A 17737-nucleotide genomic window follows, 5' to 3' on the forward strand; every position below is an offset into this window, starting at 1 on the left:
ACTACGTTCGTAGTACCCATGTCACTATGTTTATAGTGTTCTCATGGCGACGACGAGGAACCGGGCGCTCGACGCCGCGATCGAACTGCTCGGCACCGGCGGGCTGCGCGCGCTCACCCACGCCCGGGTCGACGAGCGGGCCGGCCTCCCCAAGGGTTCGACCTCGAACTACTTCCGCACCCGGGCGACCCTGCTCGCCGGAACGGTCGACCGGATCCTCGAACGCGAACTCGCCGAGATCGGCGAACCCTTCTCCCCCACCTCGGCCGCCGAACTCGTGGACGCGCTGTGCGGCTTCGTCGTGTACGGCACCTCCGTCAACCGCATCCTCACCACCGCCCGGATGGTGTTGTTCATGGAGGGCAGCCACAACACCGAGATCCGGGACGCCGTGTCCCGAGGCCGGGCGGTCATGGAGTCGTGGGCCGTCGCCGTCCTGACCGGGCTCGGCGCACCCGATCCGACCACCGCCGCCACCGCCCTGGCGGCCTGCAGCGAGGGCCTGATCCTGCACCGGATCGCCCGGCACGACGAGACGGACCCGCGCCCGGCGATCGAACTCGTGGTCAGGGCCGCGCTCGCCCGGCCCTGAGGCCCGGTCGCTGCCGTCTTGGTGGCATCGGCGGCCCGGGCGTCCGGCCATGCGGGAGGATGAGCACGTGCAGATCACTCCGCTCCTGGACCCCGCCGGCATCGACCGGCTCCGCGAGGCGCTCGTCGCCGCCGACTACACCCGGTCCGGAGTCGAGGCCCGGCTCGGTCCGGCGGCGGAGGACGCGCTCGCCCGCAACGACTTCCGGCCGGCCCTGCGGCTGCTCGGCGACTCGCCCCTGGACACCCTGATCCGGCTGTACGTGTGCGGCCAGACCGTCCCGCACGACGTCGTGGCCCGCGTGCTGCCCGTCGAGGACTGCGTCAACGGCGAGCTGCTCGAACCGGTCCCCGGCGGGCTGCGCGCGGGCGTGGACCTGCACCCGTACGAGGGCTGGTGGCTGGTCGCCGACGCGCCCGAACTGCTCCGGCCCGGCGCCCCCCTGCGGGCCGACCACGTGCTCGGCATCGGCGGCGCGTCCAACACCCTCGCGCTCGCCACGCTGCGGGCACCGGTGGAGACGGCACTGGACCTCGGTACCGGCTGCGGGGTCCAGGCCCTGCACCTCTCCCGGCACGCGAGGAAGGTGACCGGGACCGACCTGTCCGGGCGGGCGCTGCGGTTCGCCGCGACGACGGCCGCGCTCAACGGGCTGGACTGGGAACTGCTGCACGGCGACATGACCAAACCGGTCTCCGGGCGGCGGTTCGACCTGGTGGTGAGCAACCCGCCGTTCGTGATCGGCCCCGGGCAGGGCTCGCATATCTACCGCGACTCCGGCCGGGCCGCCGACGGGATCTGCGCCGAACTCGCCGGCCGCGCCGAGGAGCTGCTCACCGAGGGCGGCCACCTGCAGTTCCTCGCGAACTGGGCGCACGTCGAGGGCGAGCCCTGGCAGGACCGGGTCGGCTCCTGGCTCGCGGGTACCAACGTGGACGGCTGGGTCATCCAGCGCGAGGTCCAGGACCCGGTGGCCTACGTCCAGCTGTGGCTGCGCGACTCCGGGGACCAGTTCGACGCGCAGCGGGCCGCCGCGTGGCTGGACTGGTTCGACGAGCAGCGGATCGAGGCCGTCGGCTTCGGCCTGGTCACCCTGCGCCGGCGCACCTCGGGCGGCTTCCCGAGGGTCCGGATGGAGGACGTGCACCAGCAGATCGAACAGCCGATGGGTACCCGGATCGGCGACTGGTTCACCCGGCAGGACTACCTGCGCGTCTCCGGGCCGGCGGAGCTGCTCGGCGGGCGGTTCGTGGCCGCCGACGGGCTGCGGCTGCACACCGGGTCCGAGCTGGGGCCCGACGGCTGGGAGGGCGTGACCCGGCGGCTCGAACAGACCCGGGGCATGCACTGGACCGAGGAGGTCGACGAGGCCACGGCGGCGCTGATCGCCTCGTGCACGGGCGAGGTGACCCTGAACGACCAGTTGGCGCTACTGGCCGTCGCCTACGGGCTGGACGAGGAGGCGCTCGCCGAGGTCGCGCTGCCGGTCGTCGCGCACCTGGTGGAACGCGGTTTCCTGGACCCCGTCAGGGGTTGACGGTCAGGCCGTAGGAGATCGTGCGGGCGGTCTCCGTGAAGCCCGTGTGCAGGTAGAACCCGACCGCTCCGGTGCCGTTCTCGCTGTCCACGTCCAGGTTGACCTCGCCGACCCCGGCCGCCGCCCCCGCCCGGGTCGCGTTCTCCAGCAGGGCCGCCGCCACGCCCCGGCCGCGCCACGGGGCCCGGGTGCCGAGGATGCCGATGTGCACGGAACTCGGGCCGAACGCGATCGCGTACCCCACGACGGTGTCCCCGTCGAGCGCCAGGAACGACCAGTCGGCCACGAACGCCGGGTGCTCGACCCGCTCCGCGAGCCACTTCCCCATCGGCGACGGCGAGAAGCCGTAGTGCCCCACGAACGCGTCGTGGTGCGCCTCCCACAGCGAGGGCCCGTACTCCGGCCGGAACGTGTCGATCCGCAGCCCCTCGACCGTGGTCGGCCCCAGGGACAGGGACGTGGGTCGTTCCAGCTCCAGGTAGTACCGCTGCGGGGCCAGCCCGAACCGGGACAGCAGCCGGATCGTCCCCGTGTCCGCCGCGGGCACCCGGGTGTCGGCCTTCGTGCCGGCCGGGACGCGCGCGAGCTGCCAGGCGAGCACCTGCCGGCCCAGGCCCTCGCCGCGCCGCGCCGGATGCACCCCGCCGCCGAGATAGTGCCGCTCGCCCCGGGGCCACGCGTACCCCCAGGCCAGGACCTCGTGCCCCTCGACCGCGAGCAGGGTGTCCTCCGGCGTCAGCATCGTCCGCCACTCGTGCCGGACGCCCTCGGCGTCGACGGGCCATCCGGTGCCGGTGCCCTCGTAGATCGCGGTCCGGAGCCGGGCGACAGCCTCGGCGTCGGCGGTGGTGGCGGTGCGCCAGATGAGGTCGGTCATCCGCCGATCCTGACCCCGCGACGGGTGGCGCGTCCACCGGTTTCGGCCGACGGCGGCTCCGGGCCGTTCCAGCCACCGGGGCAGCGGAACCGGCGACCGGTCGATAGGCTGCCGCGACACACCATGAGGAGCACCGTGATGACGGAGCACGACGTCCCCGCCACCGGTTACACCGTGCCAGCCCCACCCGCGCCACCTCGGCCGCGACGGCCCCGCACCGTGACGGCCGCCGCCGTCCTGGCCTTCGCCAGCGCGGCCGCCTACGCCATCGACCAGGCGTTCCGCGCCCTCGGCCTGACCGGTATCCGGTCGGCCAGCCCACCGATGAAGCTGGTCGCCCTCCTCCTGGTCGCCGTGGTCGTGTTCATGGCGGTCCGGCACGGGACGCGCCTCCTCCGCGGCCACGACGTCGCCCGCCGCAGGCTCCGGGCCTTCGCCGTGGTGCTCATCCTGCTCGGCATGTCCGCGCTGTTCACCGTGGCGGTGAGCTCCAGGATGCTGCCGATCGGCGGGCCCCCGGTGGTGCCCGCCCCCGTGCTGCTGACGCTGGGCTTCCTGCGGATCCTGCTCCCCGCCGCGCTCCTCTACCTGGTTCTGCACCGCGCCACGGTCCGTTACTGCGAGGCGGCCCGGGACTCGGCCTGACCGCGCGGCGGTGCTCAGCCCGACCAGCCCGCCAGCAGGGCCAGGGTCGGGACCGCCAGCAGGGCCGCCGCCCCGGCGTAACACCCGAACCGCAGCAGCGGGGACGGGGCGGGCGGGTCGAGCAGGCGCTGGACCCGTTCCAGGGTCGCCCGGCCCGTCGCCGCCAGCGCCCCCTCGGGTGCCGCCGCCGTACCGACCCTGGCCAGGGCCGTGGCGAGCGCCGCCCGGTCGCACACCGCGCACGCCCGGTCGTCGGCGAGCATCTCCACCAGGGTCGCGACGGCCGGGCGGGCGTGCCGGACGCCGGGCAGGCCGGGCAGCGCCGTCCGCCACGCCGCGAACGGGAGCACGACCAGGTCGTGGCGCTCGGCGAGGTGGGCGCGTTCGTGGGCGACGACCGCGTCGAGTTCCTGCGGGTCGAGCAGGTCGAGCGCGCCCGAGCTGAGGACGACGCGGGAACCGGCCCCGGGCAGGCAGTACGCGACGGCGCGCGGGTGGGCCAGCACCCGGCCGCCGGCCTGGCCGGGCCACGGGTCGGCGACGAGGTCGAGGAGTTCGCGGTGCCGGCGGCGGACCCAGAGGGTGGCGAGGAACCGGTACACCAGGACGCCCGCCAGCCAGGTCAGCAGGCCGAGGGCGACGAGGAACAGCACGGTGTGGGCGGTCGGGAGCCGGCCGGTGCCCCGGGCCAGCGCCGCGAGCCCGTCGAACAGGCCACCGCCGAGCGGGGCGAGCGCGACCGCGACCGCCGCGCCGATCAGCGCCAGGCCTGCGGCGAGCCCGATCGCCTGCCAGAGGACGAGGGCGGCACGGGGCTCACGGTAGGTCCACCGGGCCCGGGCCAGGAGGAGCGGCGCGGGCCAGAGCAGGACCAGGGCCAACAGGGCCAGAGCGAGAGCCGTCATCGGGTACCGCCGCCCGCGCGGTCGCCCACCGGGTCACCGGGCGACCGGTGCCGGGGGATCATGCCAGGGCCTGGCGGCGGCGCACCGCCTCGCGCAGCGCCAGCTCCAGCGCCTCGACGTCGGCGTCGTCCACCTGGTCGGCGAACCGGGCCAGGGCGGCGCCCCTGTCGGCGGCCCCGTCGAGGGCCTCGCGCATCAGGGCGGCGATGTGGTCCTCGCGGCCGGCCACGGGCCGGTACCGGTGCGCCCGGCCGTCCCGGTCCCGCCCGACGAGCTGCTTGCGCTCCAGCCGGGACAGCACCGTGAGCACGGTGGTGGCGGCGAGCCCCCGGTCGGGGAGGGCGTCGAGGATGTCCCTGGCGGTGCACGGCGCACCGGCCGACCACAGCACCTCCATGACGGCGTGCTCCAGTTCACCGAGCCGAGCCATGCGGGGCGACCTTTCCGAAGACGTGACGGCGCTTTCCTCCCCGGCGTACCCCGAAATTGGGGTTTGTCAGGGTTGTCCCCGGCGATCCGGGAACCGGGCGTGCGCCGATTCTACAGCCGGTAGAAAAGATCCCCACTTCGTGCCACCTCCCCGTCGCCTTACCTCCGTTTAACGCTCGGCAGTCCACTCTTAGCCGCATACGTTGAAACGGACACGGGGAGACGAGCAAGGTGTTGGAGACGCAGGAGTCCGGTATCACGAGTGATCTGGTTCGGGCCTACCTGAACGGGATCGGCAAGATCCCACTGCTCACCGCCGAGGACGAGGTGACGCTGGCCAAGAGCATCGAGGCCGGGCTGTTCGCCGACGAGAAGCTCAGTCAGGGTTCCGACGACTTCGACCTGGTCGTCATCCGCAACGAGGGCCAGCGGGCGAAGAACCGGATGCTCGAGGCCAACCTGCGGCTCGTGGTGAGCATCGCCAAGCGGTACACCGGAAAGGGTCTGGCCCTGCTGGACCTGATCCAGGAGGGCAACATCGGCCTGATCCGGGCCGTGGAGAAGTTCGACTACGCCAAGGGCTACAAGTTCTCCACCTACGCCACCTGGTGGATCCGGCAGGCACTCAGCCGCGCGCTGTCCGACCAGGGCCGCACGATCCGGATCCCGATGCACATGGTCGAGCAGCTGGCCAAGCTGACCCGCGCCCAGCGCGCGCTCACCATCGAGCTGGGCCGCGAGCCGAGCGTCGCCGAGATCGCCGCGCTGCTGGAGATCGAGACGCACAACGTGCTGGAGCTGCTGTCCTACAACCGGGAGCCGATCAGCCTGGACACCCCGGTCGGCGAGGACGGCGACAGCTGCCTCGGCGACCTGCTCCAGGTCGCGGTGCCGACCACCGAGGTGGGCGAGGCCGCCGCCGCGCTGGAGCTGCGCAGCGAGATGGGCATGGTGCTGTCCACCCTGTCCACCCGGGAGCAGGCCGTGATCCGGCTGCGCTACGGCCTCGACGACGGCCGGCAGCGCACGCTGGAGGAGGTCGGCAAGGAGTTCGGGCTGTCCCGGGAGCGGATCCGGCAGATCGAGCAGGAGACGCTGAAGAAGCTCCGCCAGCCGGAGCGCTCCGACCGCCTCCTCAGCTATGCCTAGGAGGGACCCGCTGACGGGCACCTCGCCCTAGATCGAGAACAACGGCTCACCCGGTGTCCGGGATCCGCCACGAACGCCCGAGAGGGCGCTGTCGCCCACCGGCAGTGCCTTCTCGGGCGTTCGTCGCACATGGCCGGTCACATCCGGCGGGGGCCCGTGTCCGAGCGGGGTTCCGGGGTGCCGAGTTCCACACTCGCGTGCAGGGCCACCACCCCGGAGGCGCCGACGATCACCGGGTTGAGTTCCAGGCGGTGCAGGGCCGGGGTGGCGTCCGCGAGCTGGCCGACCCGGACCAGCAGGTCGGTGAGGGCGTCGATGTCGACGACGGGGCCGCCGCCGTACCCGAACAGCAGGGGTGCCGCCAGGGGTGCGCGCAGGAGTTCCGACGCGTCGACCCTGGTCAGCGGGGCGGCGCGCCAGGCCCGGTCGCCGAGGAGCTCGGTGTGCAGGCCCGCGAGTCCGAAGCCGACGATCGGGCCGAAGGACGGGTCCTCGACGACCTCGACGACGCACGCGATACCGGGCAGCGCCATCGGCTGGACCAGGAGCGGCTCGGCGGGGCCGAAGCGTTCGGCCAGCTCGGCGACCGCGCGGGACACCTCGGCCGGGGTGGCCAGGTTCAGCCGGACCGCACCGAGGTCCAGGCGGTGCCGCAGTTCGGCCGACGCGATCTTGACCGCGACCGGGTAGCCCAGCTCCGCCGCCGCCGCGAGGGTGCCGGCGCCGCCCCGGGCCGTTCTCGCGGGCAGGACCCTGATGTCGTACGCCGACAGCAGCTCGCCCGGCTCGACGGCCACCGCCGCCACCCCGGGCTGTTCGGGCAGCTCAGCCGGGGTGCGCCGCCAGGCCGCGTACCGGGCGACCCGGCCCAGGGCGGCCACCGCGGCCTCCACCGAGTGGTAGTGCGGGACGACCGGGGCCGTGGACTCGTCGCGCGTCTCGTCCGGGGCCGGCCGGTCGACGGGGGCACCGACCCCTTCGGCGACGAACGCGGCCACGACCGGCTTGGGGCCGGCCTCGGCGACGAGCACGTCGGCGTACCCGGCGGCGGTGCCGACCAGCGGCGGGACGAACACGGCGACGATCGCGTCCACGGCCGGGTCGGCGTTCGCGGCGCGTAGGGCGGCGGCCAGTTCCGGGCCGGGGGCGGCGGTGTCGACCTCCAGGGGGTAGCCGCGCGCGACCCGCAGGCCGGCCGACTCCCCCGCCTGCGCGGCGACCAGGCCCAGGGCGGCGGTGTTGCCGACGATCGCGACCCGGTCGCCGGCCGGCAGGGGTTGGCGGGCGAGCAGCAGCCCGGTGTCGAACAGTTCGGCGACGGTGTCGACCCGGATCACCCCGGACTGGGCGAACAGCGCCTCGACGCCGCGCTCGTTCGGGCCGGTGTCGCTGCGCCGGGCGGCCACGGCGACGATGGGCTTGTCCCGGCTGATGCCCCGGGCCAGCCGGGCGAACTTGCGCGGGTTGCCGAACGTCTCCAGGTACAGCAGGACGACGTCGGTGTGCGGGTCGGCCTGCCAGTACTGGAGAAGGTCGTTGCCCGACACGTCCGCCCGGTTGCCGGCGGACACGAAGCTCGACAGCCCGAGCCCCCGGCGGCCCGCCTCGGCCAGCAGGGCCACGCCGAGCGCGCCGGACTGGCAGAAGAAGCCGACCCGGCCCGGTTCGGGCAGCTGGGGCGCGAGGGTGGCGTTGAGCCGGACGTCCGGGTCGGTGTTGGCGATCCCGAGGCAGTTGGGGCCGATGATCCGCATCCCGCGCAGCCGGGCCTCGCGGACGATCTCCAACTGGGCCCCGATCCCCTCGGGCGCGCCGGTCTCGGCGAACCCGCTGGAGACGATGACCAGGCCGTGCACGCCGACGGCCGCGCAGTCCTCGACGATCTGCGGCACCCCGGCGGCGGGCACGGCCACGATGGCCAGGTCGACCGGGCCGGGCACGTCGCGGACCGAGCGGTGGGCGGGCAGGCCCTGCACGGTGCGGGCCCGGGGGTGCACCGGGTAGATCTGGCCGGTGTAGCCGCCGGTGCGCAGGCTCCGCAGCAGGGTGTACCCGATCCCGGGTACCCGGGTGGACGCGCCGAACACGGCCACCCCGCGCGGGGTGAGCAGCCGGGAGATCGACGCGGCCTCGGTGCGCGACTCGCGTTCCCGGGCGATCCGGATCGACGCCTCGGTGGGGGCGTTGTCGAAGACGAGGTGCACGACGCCGTCGGCGTAGGACCGGTCGACCTGGTAGCCGGCGTCGGAGAAGACCCGGAGCATGCCGCCGTTCTCGGGGAGCACCTCCGCGACGAACTGTTCGATGCCCTCCTCCCGGGCGGCGGCGGCCAGGTGTTCCAGCAGGATCGAACCGATCCCCCGGCTCTGGTGCGCGTCCTCCACCACGAACGCCACCTCGGCGCGGGCCTTGACCCCGTCGTCGGCGGCCGTGTCGAGGCGGTCGTAGCGGCCGACGGCGATCAGGTCCTCGCCCAGCTCGGCGACCAGCGCCTCGCGGGCGTGGTGGTCCACAGTGGTGAACCGGGCCAGGTCGCGGTCGGGGATCCGGGGGTAGGCGGAGAAGTACCGGTAGTAGCGGGTGCGCTGCGACAGTCGGGAGTGGAATCTGCGCAGCTCGGGGCCGTCGGAGGGGCGGATGGGGCGCAGGTGGACGGTGCCGCCGTCGGCGAGGAGCACGTCGGCGGCCCGGTGCGCGGGGTAGCGGTCGGGCACCGTGGAGCCGTCCGGGCCGGGGTCCGGGACCGGGCGCCGGTCCGGGCCGCCGGGCGGTGTCGGGCGCCGGTCCGGGCCGCCGGGCGGTGTCGGGCGCCGGTCCGGGCCGCCGGGTGAGGTCGGGGTTCGGGGAGCGGTCGGTTCGGGGTCGCCGGGCCGCGCCGGGTCAGTCCCGGACATCCATCGGATCCAGACCGTGCAGGGGGTACACGGCCCGGCGGGTGGCCATGATCGCCCGGTCCAGCGAGTCGGGTTCGAGCCCCGGCTGCCAGGGGGTGTAGCGCCCCGACCCGTCGTCGGTCATCCGCAGCGGCAGGTCGTCGTGCGGCCGGCGCTGGTGGGCGAGCTTCTTCCAGCGGGCCGGAACCGGGGTCAACGGGTCGAGTTCCTGGCCGGACGCGACGGCGAGCAGGTGGGTCCACGCCCGGGGCACGGCCGAGGACAGCGAGTAGCCCCCGCCGCCGGTCGCGACCCAACGGCCGTCGCACAGCTCGTCGGCGAGCCCGCGCAGGGCCACGTACGCGGCGCGCTGGCCGTCGACCGTGAGCCGCAGGTCCGCGAGGGGGTCGAGCAGGTGGGTGTCGGCCCCGCACTGGGTGATCAGGATCTGCGGCTTGAAGGCGCGCAGCACCCCGGGCACCACGGCGTGGAAGGCGCGCAGCCAGGCGGCGTCGTCCGTACCGGGCGGCAGGGCCACGTTGACCGCCGAGCCCTCCGCGCCCGGCCCGCCGGTCTCGGCGGCGAACCCGGTGCCGGGGAACAGCGCGTACCCCGTCTCGTGCAGGCTCACCGTGAGCACCCGCGGGTCGTCGTAGAAGATGGCCTGCACGCCGTCGCCGTGGTGCACGTCGATGTCCACGTACGCGACGCGCTCCGCGCCCAGGTCCAGCAGCCGGGCGATGGCCACCGCAGGGTCGTTGAACACGCAGAACCCGGCCGCCGCGTCCGAGAACGCGTGGTGCAGGCCGCCCGCGATGCTCACCGCGCGCTTCGTCTCCCCCGACCACACGGCCTCGGCGGCCTGCACGGTGGCGCCGGCGATCAGGGCGCTGGCCGCGTACATGTCGTCGAAGCAGGGGGTGTCGGCCGTGCCCAGGCCGTAGCCGTGGAACACCAGCTCGTCGGGTGCCCGGCGCACCGCCGCCAGGTACTCCGCGCTGTGCACCCGGCGCAGGGTCGCCTCGTCGGCCGGCCGGGGCTCGCGCACGGTGAGCCCGCGCAGCACGCCCAGCTCGTCGGCGAGCGCCACGGTCAGCTCCAGGCGCACCGGGTCCAGCGGGTGCTCACCGAGGTCGTAGCCCCGGAGCCCGTCGCTCCAGATCAATACGGTCACAGGGTCATTCTCCCAAAGCCACCGGCCGGTCGGGGTCACTGATCCACTCGCTCCAGGACCCCACATAGACACTCGGGGTGTACCCGGCGAGCGTGGCCGCCAGAGCGGCCTGCGCGGCGGTGACGCCGCTCCCGCAGTACAACGCGAGAGGCTCGTCCTTCGGCCCGTAGTCGGGGCCGTCGGGAATCGGACGGTTGCGGGCACCCGGGATGTGGCCGGCGACCTTGTCGATCGGCTCGACCTCGCCCCGGAACCGCTCGGCGGCCCGCACGTCGAACAGCCGGCCCTTCCCGGCCAGTGCCAGCGCGCCCGCCGCGTCCACGGTCGGCATCGAACCGGGCGTGACCACCACGTCACCGCGCTCGGGGGTCGGGATCCGCGTGCTGACCTCGCCGGTCCAGGCGGCGAACCCGCCGTCGAGGACGTACACCTCGGTCAGGCCCGCCCAGCGCAGCGTCCACCAGGCGCGGCCGGCGGCGAGGCCGTCCCCCGCGTCGTACACCAGAACCGGACGATCCTGGCGAACCCCGGCGGACCGGAGCGCCTCCTGGAGGTGTGACGGAGTCGGCAGCGGGTGCCGGCCGGCCGCGCCGGGAGCGCCACTAAGATCGGTGTCGAGGTCAACGAAGACAGCACCCGGCAGATGGCCGGCGAGGTAGTCGGACCGCCCAGGCTGCCCCATGAGGCGCCAGCGGACGTCAAGTAAGGTCAACGGGGAATATTCGGCCAGCTCGGCGGCCTTCAGCAGTGGGCTCACCACCACAGTCTGTCGTAGCCGACAGGTAGCATTGTCTCCACGGGAGGGCGCACGCCGTGAATGAGCTGGTTGACACCACAGAGATGTATCTCCGCACCATCCTCGAGCTCGAAGAGGAGGGTGTTCCGGCACTCCGTGCCCGGATCGCCGAACGGCTGCACCAGAGCGGTCCCACCGTGAGCCAGACCGTGGCCCGGATGGAACGCGACGGCCTGGTGCACGTCCAGGACGACCGGCACCTCGAGCTGACCGCCGCGGGCCGCGAGCACGCGGTCGCCGTCATGCGCAAGCACCGCCTCGCCGAGCTGCTGCTCGTCGACGTGATCGGCCTGCCGTACGAGGAGGCCCACGAAGAGGCCTGCCGGTGGGAGCACGTGATGAGCGACGCGGTCGAGCGCAAGGTCTACGACCTGCTCAAACGCCCGACCCGCTCGCCGTACGGGAACCCGATCCCCGGCCTGGAGATCTTCGGTGGCGACGCCGAGCAGCCGTCCACCGAGCGCAACCTGGCCTCCACCGGCCTGGTCGGCCCGGTGACCGTCGTGCGGATCTGCGAGAGCGTGCAGGTCGACGGCGAGGCGCTCCGCGAGCTGCACAACGCGGGGATCAACCCGGGCGCGTCGGTGACCGTCTCCGGTGACCGGTCGGGGGTGACCGTGGTGTCGCAGGACGCGACGGTGAAGCTGACCCGGGACATCGCGAGCCGGGTCTTCGTCTCCTAGGTACAGACAGACGACGTCGAAGGTCCCCGCACCGGCTGGTGCGGGGACCTTTCGCGTCCGACGGGTGCCGCGCGGCAGGGTCCACCCGCCGCGCGGACCGACGCGGACACCCCGACCGGGGCGTTCCCGGGCCCACCGACGGGTCCGTCGGTTACTTTTTGGCGTCGATCTGCTTGGCCAGGTCCGTCAGCTTCGGGGCCAGCGCGCCCGCCGCCGCCGCGTCCCCACCCGCCGGCAGCGTGTAACGGACCGTGAGCAGCCGGTTGTTCGCCGACAGCCAGCCGACCTCGACGGTGTGCCCGCCCGCGCCGTCCGGGGGCAGGGTGCGGCTGTAGGCGGCCTTGCCGAGGCCGGTGACCGCCGCGGAGCCCTTCGGGGTGACGGTGCTCGTGAACACCTTCGCGTCGGCCTTCGTCGGGGCGACCGCGAGGGTCAGGTCCGGGAAGCGGCTGTCGACCTGCTTGAGGACGCACGTCGAGGCCGGGGCCGTGCCGCCGGCCACCGCGACCTGGAACCGCTCGCCGAGGGCGGTGGCGACCACGTCGTAGTCGAGCAGCCCGCACGCGCCGCCGGCCGCCGCAGCGGGCTGGGCGGCCGAGGCCGGGGCCTTGCTCGGCGGGGTCACGGGCGGCTGGGCGGCGGACTCGACCTTCGTGGGGTCGACCGGGGGCGGCGGGGCCTGCTTCGGGGCGTCGGAGCACCCGGAGACGGCCAGCACACCCAGTACGCCGAACGCCGCGATCGTTGCCTTGAGACTCACGTTGAGTCACCTCCAGCCGACCAGGTTACCCGGCGGAGGCGGACGGACCGGGGCCGCGCCGGCGGCGTACCCAGAAACGGTGGTTGATCTTTAGCGGGCCCCCGGCAGGGTGGACACGATGTGGCGGGCGATCTCCAGGGAGGCGGTGGCGGCCGGGGACGGGGCGTTGAGGACGTGCACCTGGCAGCCCTTCGCGACGATCAGGAAGTCGTCGACCAGCTCGCCGTCGGGCTTCACGGCCTGGGCGCGCACCCCGGCCGAGGACTTCACCAGGTCGGCCTCCGTGATGGCGGGCACCAGCCGGGCGAGGCTCTCGGCGAACCGGGCCTTCGACAGCGAGCGGCGGACCTCGGTCATGCCGTAGCGCAGGTGCCGGCGGGCGATCTGCCACAGGCCCGGGTAGGCCAGGGTGCCGGCGAGGTCGCGGACGTTGATCCGGCCCCAGGAGTAGCCCTCGCGGGCCAGGGCCAGGACCGCGTTGGGGCCGGCGTGCACGCTGCCGTCGATCATCTTGGTGAGGTGGACGCCGAGGAACGGGAACTGCGGGTCGGGCACGGGGTAGATCAGGCCCTTGACCAGGTCACGGCGTTCCGGGGTCAGTTCATAGTATTCGCCACGGAACGGGATGATCCGGGCCGGCGGGTCGATACCCCCGAGCCGGGCGATCCGGTCCGCGTGCAGGCCGGCGCAGTTGACCAGCACGTCCGCGGGGAACTCCCCCGCCGACGTCTCCACGATCACGCCGCCCCGGTCGGGCCGCAGCCCGGTGACCCTGGTGCCGGTGCGCAGGGACGCGCCCGCCTTCTCCAGCAGCTCGGCGAGCTTCGCGCACACCTGGCCGTAGTCGACGATGCCGGTGGAGGCGAGGTGCAGGGCGCCGACGGTGGCGACGTTCGGCTCGTACTCCCGGGCCTCGGCCGCGTCGATCCGGCGGACCGGCAGCCCGTTGGCCAGGGAGCGTTCGTGCAGCGCCTCCAGGCGGGGCAGCTCGTCGGCGGAAGTGGCCACGATCAGCTTGCCGCACACGTCGTGCGCGATGCCGTGCTCCTCGCAGAACCGGACCATCGAGACGCTGCCGGCCTTGGCGAAGCGGGCCTTGAGGCTGCCGGGCTTGTAGTACACCCCGGCGTGGATGACGCCGCTGTTGTGGCCGGTCTGGTGCGCGCCCCAGCCGGCTTCCTTCTCCAGGACCGTGACCTGGGCGTCGGGGCGGTCCTGGGTGATCCGGTGCGCCGTGGCCAGACCGACGATCCCGCCACCGATCACTACATACCTGGTCATATCTCTTCCTCCGCCCGCCGGGATCGGCTGTGGCCGATCGTATTCTCCCGACCGCGCGGTGTCGTTACCGCCATGTGCCAGCCCGGTGAAGACCCTTTTCGGGTACGACGCCACCCGGGTCACCCTCGGTGCCCGAATAGTGACGCTTCTGGCCGCCCCGCCTGGGCGAAGCCCGGCCCGCACCGGGCCATAGACTCACGGGGACCCCGAGAGCTCAGGAGTGCCATGTCGTCCGAAGTCGTCGCGCTCGGCCAGCCCACGGTCGGAGAGGCCGAACTCAAGGCCATCGCCGAGGTGTTCGCCTCCGGCTGGCTCGCCGGCGCGGGCCCGACCTGCCAGCGGTTCGAGGAGCGGTTCGCGGCCGTGGCCGGTACGGCGCACGCGCTGGCCACCAACAACTGCGGCTCGGCCCTGCACCTGGCCATGCTGACCCTCGGCGTCCAGCCGGGCGACGAGCTGATCGTCGGGGACTACACGTTCCCAGCCACCGGGCACGCCGTGATGTACGCGGGCGCCAAGCCGGTCTTCGCCGACATCCGCCCGGACATCTGGACCATCGACCCCGCCGCCGTCGAGGCGCTGATCACGCCGCGCACCCGGGGCATCGTGGCCGTGGACGTCGCCGGCCAGCCCGCCGACTACGCCGAGCTGCGCGCCATCGCCGACAGGCACGGGCTGTTCATCATCGAGGACGCGGCCTGCGCCGCCGGGGCCTCCTACCAGGGCCGGCCCGCCGGCTCGCTCGGCGACGTGGCCACGTTCAGCTTCCACGGCCGGAAGAACATCACGGCCGGCGAGGGCGGGGCGTTCACCACCGACCGGGCCGACCTGGCCGCGCACGCCCGCAAGCTGCACACCTACGGGATCGCGCCGGCCGTGGACCGGGCCGCGTCCACCGCGCTGCCGATCCCGTCGTTCGACGAACTCGGGTACAACTACCGGCTGTCCGACGTCGCCGCCGCCATCATGCTGGCCCAGCTCGACCGGCTGCCGCTGCTGCTCCGGGCGCGCCAGCACATCGCGGGGCGCTACGCCTCGCTCCTGGCCGATTTCGAGTTGATCGAGCTGCCCGTCGCGTTGGACGACCGGACGCACCCGTGGCAGGCGTACATCATCACGATCAACAAGGGGATCGACCGGGGCGAGGTGGCCCAGCGGCTGCGCGCCCGCGGGGTGCAGTGCAACTTCGGCACCTACGCCTCGCACGTCCAGCCCCTGTACGGCAAGACGAACGAGTGCCCGGTGTCCGCCGACCTGTTCGGCCGGCACCTGGCCATCCCGATGCACGCGAACCTGACCGAAGCTGAGATCGAGACCGTCGCCGCCGCCGTCCGTACGGTGGTCACCGACGTCGCCCAGGGAGTCTGAAGTGTCGAAGAAAACCGTCTTCATCACCGGCGGGGCCGGGTTCATCGGGCTGCACGTCATCCCGCTGCTCCTGGAGAAGGACTACCGGATCCGGATCTTCGACAACATGGGCCGGGGCGACCGGGCCCGGGTCAACGAGCTGATCGCCACCGGCGAGGTGGAGCTGATCGAGCAGGACGTGCGGTACGGCGGCGGCGTGCACCAGGCCATGAAGGGCGCCACGCACGTCATCCACTTCGCCACGGTCTCGATCAACAAGTCCATCGCGGACCCGTACGAGTCGATCGACATCAACATGGTCGGCAACAACAACGTGTTCGCGGCGGCGGCCGACCACGGCGTCGAGCGGCTCGTGTTCGCCTCGTCCGCGAGCGTCTACGGCGACCCGAAGCGGCTGCCGATGCACGAGGACGACGAGCTGGCCCCCCTCACCCCGTACTGCATCTCCAAGCGGGCCGGCGAGGACCTGCTGGGCTTCTACCAGCGCACCAAGGGCCTGAGCTGGAACGCCCTGCGCTTCTTCAACGTGTACGGCCCCGGCCAGAAGATCGAGGCGTACTACACGAGCGTCATCAACACGTTCATCCAGCGGATCCGGGCCGGCCAGGCGCCCACGATCGACGGCAAGGGTGAGCAGTCGATGGACTTCATCCACGTGCACGACCTGGCCCGCAGCGTCGTCGCCGCCCTGGAGTCGGAGGGCGACAACCTGCCGATCAACATCGGTACCGGCATCGACACGTCCATCGCGACGCTCGCCCGGATCCTGATCGAGGCCCTCGGCTCCGACGTCGAGCCGATCTTCGTGCCCCGCGACGTGCTGGTCAGCCGGCGGGCCGCCGACATCACCCGGGCGCGCGAGGTGCTCGGCTGGGAACCGACGATCACCGTCGAAGAGGGCATGACCGCGCTGGTGAAGGCGGCACTGGAGCAGTGAGCACGGAGTCGCAGCCGGCCGCCACGGCCGCGGGCACCCGGCCCGTCGCGGCCGGGGACGCCCGGCGGGTAGTCGCGGCCGGGGACGCCCGGCGGGTACCGGCGGCCCTGCCGCCGAACGACTACCACGAGCAGGCCTGGATCAGCGGGGACCCGGTGATCGGCGCGGGCACCTGGATCGGGGCCTTCACCGTGCTCGACGGCTCCGGTGGGCTGACCATCGGGGCCGGCTGCGACATCAGCTGCGGGGTACAGATCTACACCCACTCCACCGCCCGCCGCTGCGTGTCCGGCCGGGCGTACCCGCACGTGGACCGCGCGCCGGTGACCATCGGCGACCGGGTGTTCCTCGGGGCCAACGCGGTCGTCCAGATGGGCGTCACCATCGGCGACGGGGCCGTGGTGGCCGCCGGGGCCGTGGTGACCGGGGACGTCGCCGCCGGCACCGTGGTGTCGGGGGTGCCCGCCCGGGTCACGGGCACGGTCGTGGTCGACGGGGAGAACACGCGCTTCGAGGGAGTCAGCTAGTGCGGATCGCCGTCGTCAACAACTTCTACCCGCCCCGCGTCGGCGGCTCGGCGCACCTGTCGGAGTCGCTCGCCCACGGGTACGCGGCGGCCGGGCACGAGGTGCTGGTGCTCACCGCGACGTACAAGGACGCGCCGCTGGACGAGGTGCGCGGCGGGTGCCGGGTGCTCCGGCTGCCGTCCTGGCAGCTGCCCAGCTCCGTGGCCGGCTTCGACATCGGGTTCACGGTCCGGCCGTCCCTGCTGCGCACCGTCACCCGGATCCTCGACGAGTTCCGGCCCGACGTGATCCACCAGCACGGCCAGTTCTTCGACCTCACCTGGGCCAGCGGGCTGTACGCGCGCAAGCGGAACGTGCCGAGCCTGCTCAGCGTGCACACCCGGCTGGAGAGCCCGCGCGCGGCGTACCAGGCGGTGTTCACGGCAGGGGACTCGATGCTGGTCGCGCCGATCCTGCGGCGGTACAAGCCCCGGTTCGTGGTGATGGACGTGCAGATGGAGGAGTACATCCAGAAGCGGTACCGCTCGGCGGTCCGCGGGTTGGAGTACATCCCGGTCGGGGTCGATCCACAGTGGCTGCTCGACGGGGACGGCGCCGGCATCCGGGAGCGGCACGGCCTGGGTGACCGCCCGATCGCGCTGTCCCTCGGCCACGTCATCCCGCTCCGCGACCGGGTGCAGCTCGTGAGGGCCCTGCCCCGGGTCCTGGAGAAGGTGCCCGACCTCGCCGTCCTCGTCGTCGGCACCGTCTACTACGACAAGTTCCTCAAGCTCGCCGAGGAGCTGGGCGTCCGGCACGCGATCATCACGACCGGCGCGGTCCCCAAGTCGGAGATCCCCGCCTACGTCGCGGCGGCCGACCTGGAGACCCACGACCTCGACGGGTTCGGGCTGGGCACGGCCGCGCTGGAGGCCATGGGCGCCGGCTGCCCCGTCGTGGCGGCGGTGCGGCCGGACAACTTCCCCGGCATCGACCTGCGCGACCGCGAGCACCTCTACCTGACCCCGGTCGGGGACACCGCGGCGCTCGCCGACACCCTGGTCGAGGTGCTCACGGACTCCGACCGGGCGCGCGCGGTCGGGCTCGGCGGCCAGCGCCTGATCCACGAGCGGTTCACCCTGGACTCGGTGCTCAAGTCGCACCTGGAGACGCTGGAGTCGATGGTCCGCGAGGGCTGAAACCCTGTGAGGGGTACGGGTGACCC

The 17737-nt window shown here is 73.3% G+C and carries 17 protein-coding genes; 9 read left to right on the forward strand and 8 right to left on the reverse strand.

Annotated features, from left to right (window positions below):
* The first annotated feature begins 43 nt into the window (after positions 1–43).
* Positions 44–592 (forward strand): TetR/AcrR family transcriptional regulator, encoded by a 549-nt coding sequence (locus PT931_RS11570; RefSeq protein WP_456245731.1) that lies wholly within the window; start codon positions 44–46, stop codon positions 590–592.
* Positions 593–641: 49 nt separating this feature from the next.
* Entirely contained in the window at positions 642–2129 is a 1488-nt protein-coding gene (locus PT931_RS11575) for a DUF7782 domain-containing protein (protein WP_456245732.1), read from the forward strand.
* On the opposite strand, the gene PT931_RS11580 is transcribed toward PT931_RS11575, so the two are convergent.
* Entirely contained in the window at positions 2119–3006 is an 888-nt protein-coding gene (locus PT931_RS11580; protein WP_456245733.1) for a GNAT family N-acetyltransferase, read from the reverse strand. The two genes, PT931_RS11575 and PT931_RS11580, sit on opposite strands and share 11 nt — an antisense overlap.
* 123 nt (positions 3007–3129) lie before the next feature.
* Between PT931_RS11580 and PT931_RS11585 the strand changes: the two genes are divergently transcribed.
* A complete protein-coding gene (locus PT931_RS11585; RefSeq protein ID WP_456245734.1) occupies positions 3130–3651 on the forward strand; it encodes a hypothetical protein in 522 nt (173 codons plus the stop codon).
* Between the two features lie 14 nt (positions 3652–3665).
* On the opposite strand, the gene PT931_RS11590 is transcribed toward PT931_RS11585, so the two are convergent.
* Positions 3666–4556 (reverse strand): M56 family metallopeptidase, encoded by an 891-nt coding sequence (locus PT931_RS11590; protein WP_456245735.1) that lies wholly within the window; start codon positions 4554–4556, stop codon positions 3666–3668.
* 58 nt (positions 4557–4614) lie between these two features.
* Positions 4615–4986 carry a BlaI/MecI/CopY family transcriptional regulator gene (locus PT931_RS11595; RefSeq protein ID WP_363726405.1) on the reverse strand — a complete coding sequence of 124 codons (372 nt, stop codon included), beginning with the start codon at positions 4984–4986 and terminating at the stop codon, positions 4615–4617.
* 230 nt (positions 4987–5216) lie between these two features.
* On the opposite strand from PT931_RS11595, the gene PT931_RS11600 reads away from it, so the two are divergent.
* A complete protein-coding gene (locus PT931_RS11600; protein WP_456245736.1) occupies positions 5217–6134 on the forward strand; it encodes a sigma-70 family RNA polymerase sigma factor in 918 nt (305 codons plus the stop codon).
* Between the two features lie 137 nt (positions 6135–6271).
* On the opposite strand, the gene PT931_RS11605 is transcribed toward PT931_RS11600, so the two are convergent.
* From PT931_RS11605 to PT931_RS11615, 3 genes are all read right to left on the reverse strand, one after another.
* A complete protein-coding gene (locus PT931_RS11605) occupies positions 6272–8848 on the reverse strand; it encodes a bifunctional acetate--CoA ligase family protein/GNAT family N-acetyltransferase (protein WP_456245737.1) in 2577 nt (858 codons plus the stop codon).
* Positions 8849–9014: 166 nt separating this feature from the next.
* Entirely contained in the window at positions 9015–10181 is a 1167-nt protein-coding gene (locus PT931_RS11610; RefSeq protein WP_363726409.1) for an acetoin utilization protein AcuC, read from the reverse strand.
* Positions 10182–10185: 4 nt separating this feature from the next.
* Entirely contained in the window at positions 10186–10938 is a 753-nt protein-coding gene (locus tag PT931_RS11615) for a sulfurtransferase (protein WP_456245738.1), read from the reverse strand.
* Between the two features lie 56 nt (positions 10939–10994).
* Here PT931_RS11615 and PT931_RS11620 point away from each other — a divergent pair, with 56 nt between their 5' ends.
* The gene (locus PT931_RS11620) at positions 10995–11660 is read left to right on the forward strand and encodes an iron dependent repressor, metal binding and dimerization domain protein (RefSeq protein WP_456245739.1); all 666 of its coding nucleotides are present in this window, start codon (positions 10995–10997) and stop codon (positions 11658–11660) included.
* 151 nt (positions 11661–11811) lie between these two features.
* On the opposite strand, the gene PT931_RS11625 is transcribed toward PT931_RS11620, so the two are convergent.
* Together PT931_RS11625 and lhgO are read right to left on the reverse strand one after the other, a co-directional pair.
* The gene (locus PT931_RS11625; protein ID WP_456245740.1) at positions 11812–12420 is read right to left on the reverse strand and encodes a hypothetical protein; all 609 of its coding nucleotides are present in this window, start codon (positions 12418–12420) and stop codon (positions 11812–11814) included.
* A gap of 90 nt (positions 12421–12510) precedes the next feature.
* Positions 12511–13701: an L-2-hydroxyglutarate oxidase gene (gene lhgO / locus PT931_RS11630; RefSeq protein ID WP_456245741.1), complete on the reverse strand. Its 1191-nt coding sequence runs from the start codon at positions 13699–13701 to the stop codon at positions 12511–12513.
* 225 nt (positions 13702–13926) lie between these two features.
* Between lhgO and PT931_RS11635 the strand changes: the two genes are divergently transcribed.
* Genes PT931_RS11635 through PT931_RS11650 form a run of 4 tightly spaced genes read left to right on the forward strand, consistent with a single transcriptional unit; the run spans position 13927 to position 17711 of the window.
* Positions 13927–15069 (forward strand): DegT/DnrJ/EryC1/StrS family aminotransferase, encoded by a 1143-nt coding sequence (locus PT931_RS11635; RefSeq protein ID WP_456245742.1) that lies wholly within the window; start codon positions 13927–13929, stop codon positions 15067–15069.
* Between the two features lies 1 nt (position 15070).
* Positions 15071–16006 carry an NAD-dependent epimerase/dehydratase family protein gene (locus tag PT931_RS11640; RefSeq protein WP_456245743.1) on the forward strand — a complete coding sequence of 312 codons (936 nt, stop codon included), beginning with the start codon at positions 15071–15073 and terminating at the stop codon, positions 16004–16006.
* Entirely contained in the window at positions 16003–16533 is a 531-nt protein-coding gene (locus PT931_RS11645; protein ID WP_456245744.1) for a DapH/DapD/GlmU-related protein, read from the forward strand. Before PT931_RS11640 ends, PT931_RS11645 begins: the two co-directional genes overlap by 4 nt.
* The gene (locus tag PT931_RS11650; protein WP_456245745.1) at positions 16533–17711 is read left to right on the forward strand and encodes a glycosyltransferase family 4 protein; all 1179 of its coding nucleotides are present in this window, start codon (positions 16533–16535) and stop codon (positions 17709–17711) included. The genes PT931_RS11645 and PT931_RS11650 overlap by 1 nt, the downstream gene beginning before the upstream one ends.
* Positions 17712–17737: the final 26 nt, after the last annotated feature.

The organism is Longispora urticae (assembly GCF_053902585.1).